We start from the raw sequence: 17507 nt of genomic DNA on the forward strand, positions 1-17507 counted from the left end.
CATATCGCTTTCTAAATTCGCTCCATTTATGAAATTTCATATTCTTACATTATTCAAGTTCAATTAATAAGTCACCAGTTGAAATGGCATCGCCTGGTTTCGCGTAAATTTCTTTTATAACCCCATCGTTAGGTGCTTGTACAGTCGTTTCCATCTTCATTGCTTCTGTAATTAATAAATGATCTCCACGTTTTACACGACTACCATTTGATACAAGAACTTTTAATACCGTTCCAGGCATTGTTGCACCAATTTGATTCGGATTATTCGGATCTGCCTTAATAGCAATTGTTCCATCTGCTTCAACCGTTAAATCTTCAACTACGACTTCACGAGGTTGACCGTTAAATTCGAAGTAAATAACTCTCGTTCCATCGTGTTCTGCTTCACCAATCGATACTAATTTAATAATAAGTGTTTTTCCTTTTTCAATTTCTACTTCAATTTCCTCTCCGATTCTTAAACCATATAGGAATGAAGGCGTATCTAAAGCAGAAAGGTTGCCATATTTTTCAACAGCTTTAAAGTAATCTTCAACTACTTTTGGATAAAGTGCATAGGAGATAACATCTTTTTTCGTTAACGATTTGTTAACTTTTTTCTCCAGTTCTTCTTTCAATTTGTCAAAATCAACTGGTTCTAATAATTCACCAGGTCGAACTGTAATCGGTTTTCGATCTTTTAATATTACTTTTTGTAGTTCTTCAGGGAAACCACCGTGAGGCTGACCTAAATATCCTTGGAAAAATTCAACTACAGAATCAGGGAAATCAATCGTTTTTCCTTTTTCTAAAATGTTTTCCTCATTTAAATCATTTTGAACCATGAATAATGCCATGTCGCCAACAACTTTAGATGATGGCGTTACTTTAACGATGTCGCCAAATAATAAGTTAACACGAGAGTACATCTTTTTCACTTCATCCCAGCGATCAGCAAGGCCAACTGCTTTCGCTTGTTGCTGTAGGTTACTATACTGACCACCAGGCATTTCATGAACATAAATTTCTGAATGCGGGCTTTTCATGCCGCTCTCAAAATCTCGATAAAACTCTCGAACATCTTGCCAATAATAGGATAATTGCTCAAGAGAATCGATATCCGCACGTACTTGTCGATTTGAGCCGCTCATGGCATAATAAAGTGTATTTGCACTAGGCTGAGATGTTAAACCTGCCATGGAACTTAATGCCGTATCAACAATATCAACACCCGCTTCAATAGCTTTTGCATATGTGTAAATTCCATTGCCGCTCGTGTCATGAGTATGCAAATGGATTGGCAAGTCTACAGCTTCTTTTAGTTCAGAAATAAGCACATAAGCAGCTTCTGGCTTCAATAATCCCGCCATATCTTTGATGGCTAAAATATGTGCTCCAGCTCGCTCCAATTCCTTCGACATTTCTTTATAGTATTGAATTGTATATTTCGAACGAGTTGGATCTAAAATATCGCCAGTATAACAGATCGCAGCTTCTGCGATTTTGCCTGTGTTTCGAACTTCATCGATGGCAATTTCCATACCTTTAATCCAGTTTAAGCTATCGAAAATTCGGAATACGTCAATTCCTGCATTTGCAGCTTCTTTAATAAATTCGCGAATTAAGTTATCTGGATAGTTTGTATAACCTACCGCATTAGCACCACGGAACAACATTTGGAATAATATATTCGGAATTTGTTCACGGAGTTTCACAAGTCTTTCCCATGGATCTTCTTTTAAGAAGCGGTAACTCACGTCAAATGTTGCGCCACCCCAAAGTTCTAATGAGAAGAAATTATGCAACATGCGAGCATTATAATCTGCAATTTGATACATATCTTGGCTGCGAACTCGGGTTGCTAAGAGCGACTGGTGAGCATCACGGAATGTTGTATCCGTTAACAATACATCTTGTTGCTCCTTAATCCAACGAACAACCCCCTCTGGACCTTGTTCGTCTAAAAGTTGTTTTGTTCCCCGTGGTATCTCAGTGTTTTTAATATCCAATTTCGGTTTTGTCGGTTTGACAAAAATCGGTTTCTTCTTTTTCTCAATTCCAGGGAAGCCATTTAATGTTACATCCCCGATATATCTCAATAACTTTGTACCGCGGTCTTTGCGTGTAGCAAAGTTAAATAATTCAGGGGTTGAATCAATAAAACTTGTATCAAAATCACCAGATAAAAACTTCTCATGTAAAACAACATTTGTTAAAAATGGAATGTTCGTTTTTACACCACGAATTCGGAATTCACGCAAGTTTCGATCCATTTTCGCAGCAGCTTCTTTAAATGTTCTACCCCAAGTGGAAATTTTGACAAGCAAAGAATCGTAATAAGGGGTTACAACAGCTCCTTGGAATCCGTTGCCTGCATCTAAGCGCACCCCGAATCCACCGCTTGAACGATAAACCATGATTTTTCCTGTATCCGGCATAAAATTATTTGCTGGATCTTCTGTTGTAACGCGAGATTGAATCGCATGTCCAAATAAAGGAATTTCACTTTGTTCAGGGATTCCGATTTCTTTGGAATGAAGATTGTACCCTTCTGCAATTTTAATTTGCGCATGAACAATATCAATGCCCGTAATCATTTCAGTGATCGTATGTTCTACTTGAATACGCGGATTCACTTCGATGAAATAGAAGTCGTCACCGGAAACTAAAAATTCTACTGTTCCAGCATTCACGTATTCAACGTTTTTCATCAACTTAACTGCAGCTTCACAAATGGAGTTTCTCAAATATTCTGAAAGCGAAATCGATGGCGCAATCTCTACTACTTTTTGATGACGACGCTGAATAGAACAATCACGCTCATATAAATGAACGATATTGCCTGTTTTGTCCCCTAAAATTTGCACTTCTATATGTTTCGGTTTAATAATCGCTTTTTCCACGTATACTTCATCGGAACCAAAAGCAGCCTTTGCTTCTGATTTTGCCCTTTCATAGGCACTCTGTAATTCGTCTTTTGAATGCACCAATCGCATTCCTCGACCGCCACCGCCAAGCGCCGCTTTAATCATCACTGGATAACCTACATCATCTGCAAAGCGCTCTAATTCCTCAAAGGATGAAACAGGGCCATCGCTACCAGGAATAACTGGAATTCCCGCAAGAATTGCTTGTTCCCTTGCTTTCACTTTATCTCCAAAAATTTCTAAATGTCTAGAATTTGGACCGATGAAAATAATACCTTCTTCTTCACAGCGTTTCGCAAATTCAACATTTTCAGCTAAAAAGCCATAACCTGGATGGATGGCGTCTGCTCCTGATTCTTTTGCGATTTCAATGATGCCTTCAATATCTAAATAAGCATCGATTGGACCTTTCCCAACACCAACGATATAGGCTTCATCAGCTTTATAACGATGGTGTGAAGCACGATCCTCTTGAGAATAAATCGCAACTGTCTTAATGTCTAATTCATTGCAAGCTCGTAAAACACGAATTGCAATTTCCCCTCTGTTTGCCACTAATAATTTACGAATTTTTCTCATTGTGTCCCCCTAAGTTTTCTTTTTTCTAGTTTCTCATACATAGAAACATTGATTAATATGCCCATTGCGAAAGATAGAACCAATATAGATGATCCACCGTAACTAATGAATGGCAACGTTACCCCAGTTAATGGAATTAGTCCCGATAAACCACCTAGATTAGTAAAGGTTTGGATGGCAATCCAGCTAGCAATGCCCGCTGATATCATTCTTGCTAAAGGATCTTTCGTAAGCAAAGCAATCAAAATTCCTTTAAATACGATAAATCCTAAACCACCAAGTACAATAATAACGCCTAACAAACCCAATTCTTCCGCAATTACAGCCATTATAAAATCAGTTTGCGGTTCCGGTAAATACCCCAGTTTTTGTACGGATTGACCAAGACCTACACCTTCTAATCCACCAGAACCAATCGCCATATAGCCTCGAATGACTTGAAGGCCTGAACCTTGCTCATACTCAAATGGATTTAAAAAAGCTTTAATTCTCCCAATTCGATTTTCTGTAAAAATTGAATCCCTTTTAAATAACGCTAAAATTCCAATAATGGCTCCACCAAAAAGTGCTAATTCCGCAAAAAATTTAAAAAAGGTTCGTATGCGAATTCCACTTGCGGCAACAACTGCTATAGCGATGCCAGAAATAATAAGCACAGCTCCAATGTCAGTTTCATTTGCCACAAAAAAGATAATCGCAATCCATACTATAATGGGATAAATAATATGGTTTGGGTGTAAGTCTACCATCGGTGTTTTTAAACTTTTGTTATAAAAGGCACCGGCAAAATACAGTATGATTATCAGTTTTGCGAGTTCTGAAGGTTGGAATGACATAATTCCAAATAAATTAATCCAACTTCTTGATCCCGTCTCGGCTTCACCCGTACCAAATAGCAATAGCCAAAACATTAAAGTGATAATTAAGCCAACCATAAACATCATAATTTTTTTCCTACTATAATGTTTATACGGGAAAAAAGCACCGAGAACAAAGGTAAAAAATGCAACCACTAAATTAAATAATTGTTTTTTATAATAATAATCCGGTTCTTTACCGTTGACAATAGCTACCATCATACTGGAACTATAAATCATGACAAGTCCAAATAAACATAGGAACACATATACGAAAAATAATGGATAATCAAAATTTCTAATATAGTATGAAATATATTTTCTCATAGTAAAGACCTCTTTTAGAAAAAAAACTCAAATCAAATCGATTTGAGTCTTCTGTTACTTGTTTGTGTTTGTATATGCTTCATGTAACAAGGACAATTCCTTTTCTAATGTATCCAAAATCTTCCTGCCTTGTTCACGTTCAATCAATCCCAACTTTACGGCGAAATCGATTTCACGGGATAAGCCAAACATTTGTGTATCCAACACTTCTTCATACAAAGGACACTGTGGCATCGTTAAATGGTCCATTTGCACTTTAATTAAACGAGCTATTTTATCTGCATCTTCCAATAACAATTCTAAAGCTTTTTCTTGGAAGGAAGCTTGTGTTTTTTTCTCCATGAGGACGCCCCCATTAATGTGATTTCTTCTATTCTATCTTTATAAAGTTTAGCTTTTAGCACATAAAAATGCAAGTAGCAAACAATAGGTAGAACCGTGATAAATGATTATTTCTTTATTAAGATAGAATCTAGCTGTATACTGATATATGTAAAATAGTTAAGGGGGATATTTAAAAATGGAAAGCATCATTCCAATTAAAGGTAAAGTCAAGTATAAATTAACATTAGATCCATCCGTATGGATTTTTGATGATCGCAGAATTGATTTAAAATCTTATTTCACCAATCCGAAACAAGAAGAAGATGAAGATTTAAAATACTTATTTAACATGGGAAAACACTGGTCCCGTGAAATCATGGAAGGTGCAACATTCCCTCCTACATTAAAAACTGAAAGAAAATTTGACCGCCAAGGTATGAAAACTGGTACATTCGGAATGGAAATTAAATATTTTTTAAATCACGCTGAAATTGAAAAAGATGCAACTACAATTGTATTTGAATGCAAAGATGGTTCGGAACATGCTTTTCCAATTGAAGAAGCATACAAATTTATTTTTAAATATAGCCAAGATGGTAAGCCGCTAACAGAGGATGGACCTGTTCATTTAATTTTTGGAGATGGTTCAAACGTGGACAATCCTATCAAAAATATTTCCGCTATCCGAGTGGAATAGGATTGAGTGTATGCGTGTCCAATGTGTACTTTGTGATACCATCCACGAACTGGAAGACGACTCACCATTGGCTAAAAAATTAAGAAATCGACCAATACACACATATATGTGTGAAACATGCAATGATCGCATTACAACGAAAACCCTTGAGCGATTAGCAACTGGAAAATTTCGATTTTTCCGCAGCTCATCCAGCATTGATGAAGAATTATAAAAAATATCCAATTAAACAACATATGACCTATTATGAAATTTACTCTATTTTCATAATAGGTCATTCTTTATCAAGAAACAGTGATTCCCTGTTGCTGTTATTCATTTTTAATTAATCTTTTCTCTAACATTTCAACCAATTGATACATGAGTGTTGCAAAAATCGCGATAATGAGCAACGACATTAACACGAGATTGAAATTAAACACTTGGAATCCGTAAATAATTAAATATCCAAGTCCTCGGGAAGAAACAAGGAACTCCCCAACAATAACCCCTACCCAAGAAAGGCCAACGTTTACTTTTAATGTAGAAATGATCGTTGGGAAAGAAGCTGGTAAAATCGCTTCCTTAAACATTTGCCATTTGGTTGCATTAAATGTTTGCAATACTTTTAAGTAATTGGCATCCACATTTCGAAAAGATGTGTAGATTACAATGGTTGAAATGATAACTGAAATGATTGCTCCCATCGTGATGATGGAAGTCATTCCTGGACCAAGCGCTACAATTAATATAGGTCCGAGTGCCACTTTTGGCATGGAATTTAAAACGACGAGATAAGGATCTAAAATTTTTGAAACAGTTGGGAACCACCAAAGTATGGCCGCTAAAATTGTTCCGATCAACGTTCCAAGAATAAACCCAAGAACCGTTTCAAATAAAGTATAGTTTATGTGAATAAATATCGTACCGTCTGATACCATATTCGTTAACAACTTAAATATTCTGGAAGGTGCACTAAATATGAGCGGATCAATCCAGCGTTTAGAAGAAGCCATCTCCCAAAGTACAAAAAATCCTACTAAAATGAAGAGCTGGTAAAACTTGATCCACCGTTTTTCCTTTGCTAACCGTTTTTTATATTGTAAATGAAGTTCTTTAATGTTCAAGATGTTCAAGCTCCTTCCATATTTGTTGGAATAATGGGGAGTAGCTTGAATGACTGCGAGCTTCAAATGGAGGTAACGTTCTAATTTCTTCAGGTATATCAAACACTTTATGAATTTTACCGGGTCTTGCGGAAAATAGATAGATACGGTCACTCATAGCTATAGCTTCACCTATATCGTGCGTAACAAGAATGGCCGTTTTATTATATTGCTTTAACATTTTTGAAACGAGATCCTCAAGCTTTAATTTTGACTGATAATCCAGTGCAGAAAAAGGTTCATCTAATAGCAAAATTTTCGGATCTACCGCAAGCGTCCTGGCTAGCGCCACCCTCTGTCTCATTCCACCAGATAGTTCTCTCGGATATTTTTTCTCCACTGGCGGTAACCCAACATCTTGCAATAATTTCGATGCAATGCTCATATCAACATGTTTGTTTAGTAGTTTTAATCCGAGTGTAATATTCTCTTCAATCGTCTTCCAAGGAAATAAATAATCTTGCTGAAGCATATAGCCAATGGATAACTCTTTATTTCCATACACTTGCTGATTTTCTATGAACACGTTTCCATAGGTCGGTTGAAATAATCCTGCTATTATGGATAACAATGTTGTTTTTCCACAACCACTCGGACCAATAAAGGAAACAAACTCTCCTTCTTCTATCGTTAAATGAATATCCCGTAACGCTTCCGTTGCCGCATCCTTTGAAAAATACGTATGGCTGACATGTTCTACAACTAAGAAGCTCATATTACTTCGAAACCTTCTCTGCGAAAGTTGTATCTACTAGTTTCGAATAATCCATGCGCATCGGAAGTTCCCCTGCTTCATCCATAATGTCTTGCAAGTTATTCCACTCTTCTTCATCTAAAATTGGATCTTTGGCATAGGATTCTTGCTGGCGATAACGTTCTACAACTTGTGCAATCAATTCAATGTCCGTATCTTCAAAGAATGGCTGAATCGCTTTTGCCACCTCTTCTGCAGGTGCTTCATATACATAGTCTTGTGCTTTTTTAATAGCTCTTGTAAATTTCTCTGCCACTTCCGGATTTTTCTTTAAGTAGCTTTCTTTCGCCATAAACACCGTATATGGCACATGGCCGGATTCTGTACCAAAGGATGCAACTACATGGCCAATCCCTTCTTTTTCAAACACACTTGCTGTCGGTTCGAATAGCTGTACGAATTCACCAGTACCGGATGCAAAGGCATGGGGGAACAAAAGACATTACTGAAAATGAAGGAGAAAGTAAAAATGAAGCAAGTAATATTTCATAGCGTTTTTACTAATTGGGGAACGAAAGTGGATTTTACACGAGAACCTCCTTATTGAACCATCCCCTATTAGCTATGCTAGCAGTGGAGGAAAGTTCAATAAGTCAGTTACCTGAATGGTTTTTTAAATAATTAAATTATTTAGAACATCGAAAGTCATAGATTTACCAAATTATAAATTTTCTGTATCCAATCTCTTACTTCTAATTTTCGCTTTTCATAACTTATTCCATAATCTAATTCTAAGGAATGTAACTCAGGAGGTAACAGCTGTAGTTGAGAACGAATCAATGCATTGCCTTCTGCTTCTTCATCTATTAAATAGACGATTGTTTTTCTATCAATTGTAACTAGAGATCGAGCAGAAAATTCAATATGATTTATTTCCACTTCAATATGGCCCCTAGCGTTAATTGGACAACGAATATGTTTGCCTTTAACAGAGATAGAAAGTGAATCTTCAAAATCTTTTAATTGTTCTTCGCTTATATGATATAGGTGAAAATAAAAATCTTCGAGCTTTCTATTATTCTCCCTATTCACATCATAAGCTTCATAACGAAATAATATTTTTCTTCCATCATCACAATCTAAAGTTTTAGGAATATCCTCTTCAGGAATACCATACCTTTCAATTTCAAACGCACTTAATTTATCTTTGACTAAATTGTTAATAACATAATAATCTAATCCGCAACCATAAGTAGCTAATAATATTTTTTCCAAATTTATTCAGAACCCCATTTCGGTAAACTGTTATGTTGAAGTTGTATCTGACCGTAATGTTCATTAAAATTATCATCTCGAAGATGCCAATGCCATGTTGTAGTATTTCTACTAGGGTTTATATTAACATGGAAACGGATAAAATCCCCCTTATCATCTTGTATAGAAAGTATATGTTCACCTTGATTAATTTGTCCATTATCATATTCAGGACCTTTGTGGCCTTTATAACCATATTTTTTTGTAGCGTTTTCAGCAGCATCTTGGAATTTTGGGATTACTTTTTTTTCTACTTCATCTCCTATACGTTCTTGAATTTTTTTTCCCATTTTTTTCTTAACAGCTTGACTTACTAGTACACGGACCAAACTACCCCAAATAGTAGGTTGAATAATAGCATCATTTGAAGATAAGGTTCTAGCATTTACATTGTTATTAATTTGATCTGTATTTAAAAAATATAGTAGTAAAGCGGTATTTTCATCTTCAATATTATAAGAATCTAATTCTTCTTGATCAACAATCTCCATAAATAGCTCTTTGTTGTTTGAGATTAGTTCTAGACTCTTTTCTAAATCTTCATCAGATATATGCCATTTTTGTTGCAATTTTTCAATTTCATTTTCCTTAGCAAAACTAAAAATTGGAGTAGTTGTTACTATTAGTGAGAAAATCAAAGCAACAGAGATTAATTTAATAATATTCTTCATTTTTCCATCGTATCCTTTCTTCAATTAATTATTAGAGAGATTATTTTTTCTTCTTGCTACAATTCTAAAACACTGGCAGAATCTGTGTCGCTGAGAATTATAATAAGAAAGTAACGTTAATTATGTAGTAAATCTATTTTTCCAAGTCATTCCACCTCCTATATAACAAATTTTTACATAAATAGAAATTTTTATAAATGAATTCGACAAAACTAGTAATAATATTACATAAATTTACAACACATTATCACGAAGTAATTTAATAAAAGACTTGGAGAAATTGATGTAAATACCTTAAAAATAGGCCTTTCTTGTGAAATAATTTCCCTGTCCTGTTGTAAGTTCAATAAACTGCTTCTAATAAAGTAACTACATAAATGTTCTAAAAAAGACAATAAGAAATTAGAATTATCAGTGAGAGGTAACTTATTCAAAGAGATTGTCAAAGTTAAAAGATCAATTGTCATTCTATTTGGGACGTAGGGAAATTAAACTCATATCTGTTGTCCAAAAAAATGCGAAGGGTTAGTATTTTATATCTCAAAGATTGCACTGCTACTAGACTAATCTTTTATATTCATCAGGTGTCAAAAAACCGATGCTTCCATAAATTCGTTTTCTTGCACCTAATGAAGTTCATTTCAGTATTAGAAAAGCAAGTCGCTAAATATGAATGCTTATGTACGAATTGATTATAATTAATCAACTCAATTCATACCAATATATGTAAAAAACCTAAATGATACTTTAGTTCCATAAGAACCTGTATTATGATTACCGCTTGAGGTCGATAGCAACCAATTTATAAAAATACCTTTATAAGAATAGAGTCACCCTCAGTAGAGAACAAACATTCTCATACAACACCAAATTGGTAACATAAAATGATTGAACCCCATAGAAAATTACACATATGTGTATGTCATTTCAATGGGGTTTCCTTTAAAAAAAATTTAAACCCGGTGGAATTAGTCGAGTTTTTTCGACATTTTCGCTTAGGAAAATGACTAATATAATCAATTCAAAGTGAATACAATTTAACACCCTACAAAATCGGAGGGATATTATTGAAGGATAGAACTCTCTCACAATCATTGGGTGAAATTGACATTGGCGGAGTAAAATATCTACACAAATCATATGGGCAATTTGATTATTTAACGGATATTTCAGACAACGAAGTGAAAATTCATTTAAAATTTACGAAAAACCCCGAAAAAAGAACATATGCCAAAAATGCATTAAAAACCTTTTTCTTAGAGCTTATATAATAGTGAAACGGGTGTGTGGAAATGAAGCGGGTTTGGTGTCTTTATCGGGTGTCGAAAAAACAACAAGTCAGTGCAGATGAAGACATTCCCATGCAAAAAAATGCTTGCTACGAATTCGTAAAAAACAAACCCGATTGGACCATCACAAATGAATTGTACGAAAAAGGTGTATCTGGTTGGAAAAAATCATTAAATGAACGCGATGAAATGGCAATACTTAAAGAAGGCGCATTAAATAAAGAATTCGACGTATTATTAGTGTTCATGTTCGATCGTTTAGGCAGGCGAGAAGATGAAACACCTGTCATGGTCAATTTTTTAATTCAGAACGGTATTGAGGTCTGGTCTGTTAAAGAAGGACAAAGAAAAATTGAATCTCATGTTGATAAGCTCCTCAATTACATTAGCTTTTGGCAGTCAGATGGTGAAAGCCAAAAAACATCCATAAGGGTTAAAGAAGCAAAAAAGCAGCTGAGCGAACAAGGATATTTTCAAGGTGGAACTGCACCCCTTGGATACAAAATTATTGAAACCAATCAACAACATTGGAAGTATAAAGATCGTCGAATTAAAGAACTAGTACCGGATGAAGTAGAATCACAAATGATTAAGTTAATTTATCATTTATATGTGAATAAACTAATGGGTTATCGAAAAATTACAGATTATTTAAATGCACATGGGTTTCGAACAAGGGATGGAAAAGAGTTTGTCATAAGCACTATAAAGAGAATATTAGAAAATCCAATTTACATTGGACGAAAACGATATAAAACTGCTACTGGCGGCACTCAGCCATTTAACAACAAGCTACAAATCATTTCGGAAGAGCTTTATTATCAAGCCGAACAAATAAGAAATACAAGACGCAGTTGTATTAAAAAACAAGATAAAACAGGCATTCCAAGATCCGGAAAACTCTTATTTTCAGGGTTAGCCTATTGTAAATATTGTAGTTCTAAATTAACCACTAACTATCTTTATAGGACATCAAAAAGAAAAAATGGAACTTATAAAAATGTCATTTATCGATATCGATGCCCTTTAAACAAAGGAAGTTTACATTGCAATCACGAACAAAACATTTGGGGCGGAAAAAAATACGATACGCTCATTCTTAATAAAATAAAAGTAATCTTATCACATTTCGAATTACAATCCTTCCTTGATTCAAGTAAGAATATGAAATCTGAATTACTTAGGATAAAGGAGCGTAATATTCAAAATTTAAAGAAGGAGCTTTCCGATTTAGAAAAGCAACATAATCGATTAAAACTTGAAATTGGGAAAGCACTACTTGGTGAAAGCACTTTTACTCCTGAACAATTATCTGACGTGATTACTGAATTAGAAAAACAGATAGAGGAAAAATCGGCTCAAATTCAAACGCTAAATAAAGAATTAGTAAAAGAGCGCGAGAATTATTCAGACGTCAATTACTTGGCTAACAAATTAGAAAATTGGGAGCAAAAATTCAACGAAGCAGACGAACATCTAAAAAAAGCCATGCTCTCAAGAGTAATCAATAAAGTTTACTTAGGGAAAAATGAAATTGAAATTGAACTGAACATCTGGTTGTCGGATTATTTTGAGGGGAGATTTGATTAGAATGTTCTGATTGAAAAATTGAAAAACTTTATATAGCGCTAGGTTAACTGGCAATTCGGACTACTGAATAAATTATCAATCTATCATAATAACAAACATATCCAAAAAAACAACATATATATTAAACTAAGTAATATAGCCACTATTGTATAATAGTGGCTTATTAAATTATATTTATCATTAGCATTAAATTTCACCAAAAATTTCTTGAATACTTATTTTATAACCACTTTGAGTTATCGATTGTCTAATAAATTGTTTTTCTTCCTCACTAAATTCCGTTTTGTATAAATCAAAGAAAAACAAAATATTTAAAGTATTGACAATACTACAGAATTTATTTACATGTTTTTCAACATTTTTTAGTATTTCATTATTTGGTATTATCTCTTCAATAAAACTACTTTGATCTAAATATTCTTCGGTTGAACCATGAACAAATTTTGAGAGATTTTGATATTCAGTCTTCCATAAACCCATAATTTGAGAAACAAATTCGTTAATATTAGTTTCAATTTCAATACTATCTCCGTAAAAATACTTAAAGGGATATTGTTTTATATAATCTCCCATCTCATTTATTGATAAATTTTTAAAATTTGGTACTAACATTTTTTTTATAAATTCAATAGGATGATCTTTATAATAATAAAAACTAATTATATTTTCCAGAGATCTCCTGATCATTGAATACGTTGGACTTTTAAATCCTAAAATACCAAGAGTTAAGACTTGAGTAAAATTTGAAGTTGTTTCTTTTAGATATTGTAAAGATTCATGAGAAACAACTTTTTTTACTTCTAATTTTTCACTCCAAATCTTTAATGATACAGTACATCTTAAAAGGGAATTGGAATAATTATTAAAAAATGTTAATTCCTCAAAACTTATATTATACTTTGATTTAAAATAATTTCCAATCTTTTCTCTTTCTCTATTTAGATGTTCTTCTGCAAACATATTTTATTTCTCCTTGTTATTATTAAAGAATTCTAACCAAACATCCACAAAATTAGTTTCTTTATTATTAGTATTTTCTAAGTTACTAGATATAGTTAAATTAATTTTTGTATTTTTATTCTTATCAAGAGAATTATTACTTTCATCCATAAACTTTCTCCACAATTTCAAAAACAAATCTAATTCTTTATCCTCTTTTTCAGCTAATTCGCTTACAATAATTCCTATTAACTCATTTCTACTTCTTTTTCTTTTACTAAGTCCTTTAATAGACAAAGAATATTCTGCTAACTTTATTATGTCGAAATTACTTGGAAATTTTTCTTTATCTATTAAAACGATAGGAAGTAAACCTATAAGCTCTTCCTTCTCATTTCTATTTTTATTATTGTTTGATATTTTTTCTATATTCTTTCCAGATAATAATTGGTAGATTTCTTCCTTAACTTCACTGTATATATCCGAGTCTATGCTAATAAAATTCTTAATATCAGATTCTGAGGAATTTGTTTTAATAGACTCAAGAATATCTAAAGCCATATAAATAACACCTTTTGTTTCTTCACGCATTTAAATCCTCGCCTTTCTCATAAATTCTTGAGTTATATTAATCATTTGCTGTTCAATCTCATTATCCCCCAATTCAATAATATAACTTTTATTTTTCTTCTTATTCTCTGGTGAAAGCGCCTTTTCTATTACAGTTTTTGCTTTTAATTCCGAATTAAATAATTTTCTATTCCATTCCATATTATGTTTAATTAAAGATTTGACATCCCCATAAATATTCCAATTTTCTCTTACCATTGTTAGTATAATACCGATAAATTCCAGTTCCTTTTCGAAATCTTTTTTCAAAGAACTAATATAATTTTCTAATAAAGGTAAACCGAAAAATGAAAGATAATCTGTCTTCATTGGCACAACATATCCATCCGAACTTAATAAAGATAATCTTGTATAACCGGATATTGTAGGGGGACAATCTAATATTATTACATCATATTTTTCATTTAATTTTGTATCTTTTATAAACTGTTTTAATCTTAATGGTCGTTCATTTAAATTGAGACTCATTAAGTGTAAATGGGAAGGTATAATATCAAAATTATTATATACTTGATAAATATATGTATATGTTTCATTTTCAGATGACCCTTGGACTACACTAGGAAGAAGTTCCGATGAAGATAAAATACCACATATAGAATTTCTTGAATTATTAAGTATTGTTCTAACTTGTTCATCATTAAGTATATACTGTGTTGCATTCATCTGAGGATCCATATCGATAAGAAGGACTTTCTTATCATACAATTTAGCCATAGTATAGCATATATTAACAGACAGTGTAGTTTTTCCTACTCCCCCTTTCATATTGATAAATGTAATTATTTTACTCATTAAAATTACCTCCATTCATAATAAATATATGTTATATTTTAACGTTATTGGTTTTTTATTTCTATATATGGTATAGATTTTTATAAAAGGATACATTTCCAAATTTAATTTTCTATAATGTAAATCATCATTTCGATTAGTACCAAAGATACTTCTTTACATCAACATCTTAATTTCTTTACTGCGAAAATAATTAATTCACCTCAATCTTTGATAGCTTCGATCCAGTTAGGGTAACATATAAAAAAGACAATAAGATTACCGAGATAACATCGGTTAGGTAAACTTTGTATAACTTTTTTGCACATACTATTTACTTATAAAACTTCTTAATCATGTAGTATGGACTAACCTAAAAAATATGACAAAATTAAACACCTTTGAAAAAGACATATTAAAAGTATTTTCCAAATTATCTTCGGAGGTGTTTTTCTATGGTAAAGTTAGTTAACCATCTAAATGACCTTTACGCCAAAGCTGTTGATAATATGGATGGGTTTTTAGTAATGCTTCATGTGTGCCTTGACCTGTCAACTGTCCATCTTCAAAAATAAGAATTTGGTCTGCATTGATGATCGTGGATAATCGATGGGCGATGATGATTGTCATCCGGTCTTTCATTAACTCTTGGAGGGCAAGCTGCACTTCACGCTCTGATTCGTTATCTAAGTTCGATGTAGCCTCATCAAGTAATAAGATTCTCGGATTTCTCAATATCGCACGAGCAATCGCAATACGCTGTTTTTGACCACCTGAAAGCTTAATCCCTCCTTCTCCTACCTCTGTATCAAGACCCTTTTCAAGCTGCATGACAAAATCATAGGCATAAGCTGCTTTTAAAGCTGCAAGTACTTCTTCTTCACTTGCTCCTTTTGTCCCGTACATGACGTTTTCACGAATTGTTCCATTTAATAATGGTGCATTTTGACTAACATAGCCAAAGAGGTTACGCCATTGTGTTAGGTTAAATCGTTCTATGTTTTCGTCTCCGTATAAGATGGCACCCGATGTAACGTCATAAAAACGTTCAATAAGGGAAAACATCGTCGTTTTCCCACCGCCACTTTGACTGACAAAAGCAGTTGTTTTATTCGGGGCTATCGTAAAGGTTATGCCCTTTAATACGTACTTTTCATTATATTTGAACGATACGTTTTGGAAGTGGATAGGTAGTGGGGTAGCAGGTACTGATTTCCCGTCTTGTACTTCGCGCTTTTCTTTTAGTGTTTCAACAATACGCTCTGTTGCACCAAGTGTTTTTTGTAAATCGGTAAAGAACGTCGCCATTTGTGTAAAGGGCATAATAATTTGCACTAAATAAATCATGATTGCCACAAGTTCGCCAGAAGTAATGGCACCTGAAGCCACCTGTGAGCCACCGTAACCAAAAATCACAATTAATACGACCATCATGATTAACGTCATCAGTGGTGTAAGAACTGTGACAATCTTCGCTTCTTTCATGCCGAACTTGTAAAGCTGTTGAATTTGAGCTTTCCCACCTTCTAACTCCTGTTGTTCGGTTTGTGACGCTTTCACTAGTCGAATGTTTGATAAAATACGCCCTAAACGTCCACCGAATCCGGCTAGTTCATCTTGATTCGCCATTGAGAGAGCATACATTTTATCCCCTAATGGATACGTCACAAAAATTGTCAGTGGGACGGCAATCAATAGTAATAGCGTCATTTTCCAATCAATCCACAGTAAAACAATGACGGCACCTAAGATTGCAAAAAGCCCTGACACAAAAGACACAAACTGCTCCGTCACGAATTCTTTCACAACATTCGTATCTTGTGTAATGCGACTCATTGTTTCGCCTGATTCATGGGCATCGTAAGTGTAGCATATGCTCCCACACTTCTGTTCGTAAATTCATCACAGCGCCCTCGCCCACCCGACGCATCATATAAAACGTAACAGCACTTAAAATTGCCTGTACAACTAACACAGCGATAACCGGTAAAAGTGACGTGAAGGAAAAGCCACTCGATGAAATTTGATCAATCAGCTTCATCGTCAGTAATGGCACAGCAAGTCCAACTGCGACTTCCACAATACTAAAGAAAAATAAAAATATGAATTGCCCCTTCGCCAATTGACTACGATTCATTAATGTCCAAAGTTGTGAGATTTTCCCTTGCATTATGATTCACTACTTTCTTTCGTCATGACCTTTTCAAAACGGAAAAACTCATACTCTTCATCTGATACCGGTTCTTCGCCTTCCACATTCGGACCTTGATGGCCTTTATGATAAAACTCAACAATTTTAAAGCCGCATTTATTCACGTAAAAATGAATATTACGCTTTTCAAAATACGGTGTGTATAGCTCCCACACCTTCGTCTCAGGAAACGCTGCTTCTATCGCTTTCCATGCCTTTGTACCAAGACCTTTGCCGTGTGCATTCGCCTTTATATACAGGAAGTCCACTTCATTTCGTTGCGTTTCGTTATTCATTTTTAATACGACGCCACCCTTTCTTTCGCCATTTAGTAGGATTTGAAGCACAACCGAATCTTTTGCCGTAAGCGAATGCTCATAATCCTCATCAGATGGGATTGGTCCCATTTCGGTTGGATCCTCTGCTTCTGGAAAACTATCTTGTAACCCTTTCAGAAACGCCTCTTGTAATTCCTGTTTAAATGTCTTTAGCTCTTTTTGCGGTACAGGAGCTAACGTAATTTGTTCATGTTGTTTTGTCATTGATAAAACCCTTTCTATCACTCTTCTTAGCATATC

General features: G+C 34.0%; 15 protein-coding genes and 2 pseudogenes. 4 read left to right on the forward strand and 13 right to left on the reverse strand.

What is annotated here, in order from left to right:
• Positions 1 to 49: 49 nt before the first annotated feature.
• Genes pyc through HF990_RS09105 form a run of 3 tightly spaced genes read right to left on the reverse strand, consistent with a single transcriptional unit; the run spans position 50 to position 5013 of the window.
• Positions 50 to 3487, reverse strand: coding sequence for a pyruvate carboxylase (gene pyc / locus HF990_RS09095; RefSeq protein ID WP_016837542.1), 3438 nt, complete (start codon positions 3485 to 3487; stop codon positions 50 to 52).
• Complete coding sequence (locus HF990_RS09100) at positions 3484 to 4671, reverse strand: FtsW/RodA/SpoVE family cell cycle protein (protein WP_016837543.1); 1188 nt, start codon at positions 4669 to 4671, stop codon at positions 3484 to 3486. The genes pyc and HF990_RS09100 overlap by 4 nt, the downstream gene beginning before the upstream one ends.
• Before the next feature lie 54 nt (positions 4672 to 4725).
• The gene (locus HF990_RS09105; protein WP_016837544.1) at positions 4726 to 5013 is read right to left on the reverse strand and encodes a YlaN family protein; all 288 of its coding nucleotides are present in this window, start codon (positions 5011 to 5013) and stop codon (positions 4726 to 4728) included.
• A gap of 178 nt (positions 5014 to 5191) precedes the next feature.
• Between HF990_RS09105 and HF990_RS09110 the strand changes: the two genes are divergently transcribed.
• Positions 5192 to 5692 carry a molybdopterin-binding protein gene (locus HF990_RS09110; protein WP_016837545.1) on the forward strand — a complete coding sequence of 167 codons (501 nt, stop codon included), beginning with the start codon at positions 5192 to 5194 and terminating at the stop codon, positions 5690 to 5692.
• A gap of 10 nt (positions 5693 to 5702) precedes the next feature.
• Positions 5703 to 5906, forward strand: a complete 204-nt coding sequence (locus tag HF990_RS09115) for a YlaI family protein (RefSeq protein WP_016837546.1) — start codon at positions 5703 to 5705, stop codon at positions 5904 to 5906.
• A gap of 97 nt (positions 5907 to 6003) precedes the next feature.
• On the opposite strand, the gene HF990_RS09120 is transcribed toward HF990_RS09115, so the two are convergent.
• The 5 genes and pseudogenes from HF990_RS09120 to HF990_RS09140 form a co-directional block, all read right to left on the reverse strand.
• On the reverse strand, positions 6004 to 6798 hold the full coding sequence (locus HF990_RS09120; protein WP_016837547.1) for an ABC transporter permease: 795 nt from the start codon (positions 6796 to 6798) through the stop codon (positions 6004 to 6006).
• Entirely contained in the window at positions 6788 to 7552 is a 765-nt protein-coding gene (locus HF990_RS09125; RefSeq protein ID WP_168412452.1) for an ABC transporter ATP-binding protein, read from the reverse strand. Before HF990_RS09125 ends, HF990_RS09120 begins: the two co-directional genes overlap by 11 nt.
• Position 7553: 1 nt before the next feature.
• Positions 7554 to 8018 (reverse strand): annotated as a pseudogene (locus HF990_RS09130) (ABC transporter substrate-binding protein); the annotation flags it as partial.
• Positions 8019 to 8236: 218 nt separating this feature from the next.
• On the reverse strand, positions 8237 to 8806 hold the full coding sequence (locus HF990_RS09135; protein ID WP_016837551.1) for a hypothetical protein: 570 nt from the start codon (positions 8804 to 8806) through the stop codon (positions 8237 to 8239).
• A gap of 2 nt (positions 8807 to 8808) precedes the next feature.
• Complete coding sequence (locus HF990_RS09140) at positions 8809 to 9516, reverse strand: YpjP family protein (protein ID WP_016837552.1); 708 nt, start codon at positions 9514 to 9516, stop codon at positions 8809 to 8811.
• Between the two features lie 1067 nt (positions 9517 to 10583).
• Between HF990_RS09140 and HF990_RS09145 the strand changes: the two genes are divergently transcribed.
• Both HF990_RS09145 and HF990_RS09150 read left to right on the forward strand, forming a co-directional pair.
• Positions 10584 to 10787, forward strand: coding sequence for a hypothetical protein (locus HF990_RS09145; protein ID WP_016837553.1), 204 nt, complete (start codon positions 10584 to 10586; stop codon positions 10785 to 10787).
• A 21-nt stretch (positions 10788 to 10808) separates the two neighbouring features.
• Positions 10809 to 12395, forward strand: a complete 1587-nt coding sequence (locus HF990_RS09150; protein ID WP_168412453.1) for a recombinase family protein — start codon at positions 10809 to 10811, stop codon at positions 12393 to 12395.
• Positions 12396 to 12581: 186 nt separating this feature from the next.
• On the opposite strand, the gene HF990_RS09155 is transcribed toward HF990_RS09150, so the two are convergent.
• The 5 genes and pseudogenes from HF990_RS09155 to HF990_RS09175 all read right to left on the reverse strand — a co-directional run bounded on the left by HF990_RS09155 (position 12582) and on the right by HF990_RS09175 (position 17471).
• Complete coding sequence (locus HF990_RS09155) at positions 12582 to 13355, reverse strand: hypothetical protein (RefSeq protein WP_168412454.1); 774 nt, start codon at positions 13353 to 13355, stop codon at positions 12582 to 12584.
• A 3-nt stretch (positions 13356 to 13358) separates the two neighbouring features.
• On the reverse strand, positions 13359 to 13925 hold the full coding sequence (locus tag HF990_RS09160) for a hypothetical protein (protein ID WP_168412455.1): 567 nt from the start codon (positions 13923 to 13925) through the stop codon (positions 13359 to 13361).
• Positions 13926 to 14759, reverse strand: coding sequence for a ParA family protein (locus HF990_RS09165; protein ID WP_168412456.1), 834 nt, complete (start codon positions 14757 to 14759; stop codon positions 13926 to 13928).
• 447 nt (positions 14760 to 15206) lie between these two features.
• Positions 15207 to 16908 (reverse strand): annotated as a pseudogene (locus HF990_RS09170) (ABC transporter ATP-binding protein).
• The gene (locus HF990_RS09175) at positions 16908 to 17471 is read right to left on the reverse strand and encodes a GNAT family N-acetyltransferase (protein WP_168412457.1); all 564 of its coding nucleotides are present in this window, start codon (positions 17469 to 17471) and stop codon (positions 16908 to 16910) included. Before HF990_RS09175 ends, HF990_RS09170 begins: the two are co-directional and overlap by 1 nt.
• Between the last annotated feature and the right edge of the window lie 36 nt (positions 17472 to 17507).

It is taken from the genome of Ureibacillus thermosphaericus, from assembly GCF_012396605.1.
GTDB lineage: Bacteria > Bacillota > Bacilli > Bacillales_A > Planococcaceae > Ureibacillus > Ureibacillus thermosphaericus.

Coding starts and splice junctions, on each gene's coding strand:
- pyc (WP_016837542.1), bottom strand. CDS start 3,487: ATGAGAAAAATTCGTAAATTATTAGTGGCAAACAGAGGGGAAATTGCA.
- HF990_RS09100 (WP_016837543.1), bottom strand. CDS start 4,671: ATGAGAAAATATATTTCATACTATATTAGAAATTTTGATTATCCATTA.
- HF990_RS09105 (WP_016837544.1), bottom strand. CDS start 5,013: ATGGAGAAAAAAACACAAGCTTCCTTCCAAGAAAAAGCTTTAGAATTG.
- HF990_RS09110 (WP_016837545.1), top strand. CDS start 5,192: ATGGAAAGCATCATTCCAATTAAAGGTAAAGTCAAGTATAAATTAACA.
- HF990_RS09115 (WP_016837546.1), top strand. CDS start 5,703: ATGCGTGTCCAATGTGTACTTTGTGATACCATCCACGAACTGGAAGAC.
- HF990_RS09125 (WP_168412452.1), bottom strand. CDS start 7,552: ATGAGCTTCTTAGTTGTAGAACATGTCAGCCATACGTATTTTTCAAAG.
- HF990_RS09140 (WP_016837552.1), bottom strand. CDS start 9,516: ATGAAGAATATTATTAAATTAATCTCTGTTGCTTTGATTTTCTCACTA.
- HF990_RS09150 (WP_168412453.1), top strand. CDS start 10,809: ATGAAGCGGGTTTGGTGTCTTTATCGGGTGTCGAAAAAACAACAAGTC.
- HF990_RS09155 (WP_168412454.1), bottom strand. CDS start 13,355: ATGTTTGCAGAAGAACATCTAAATAGAGAAAGAGAAAAGATTGGAAAT.
- HF990_RS09160 (WP_168412455.1), bottom strand. CDS start 13,925: ATGCGTGAAGAAACAAAAGGTGTTATTTATATGGCTTTAGATATTCTT.
- HF990_RS09165 (WP_168412456.1), bottom strand. CDS start 14,759: ATGAGTAAAATAATTACATTTATCAATATGAAAGGGGGAGTAGGAAAA.
- HF990_RS09175 (WP_168412457.1), bottom strand. CDS start 17,471: ATGACAAAACAACATGAACAAATTACGTTAGCTCCTGTACCGCAAAAA.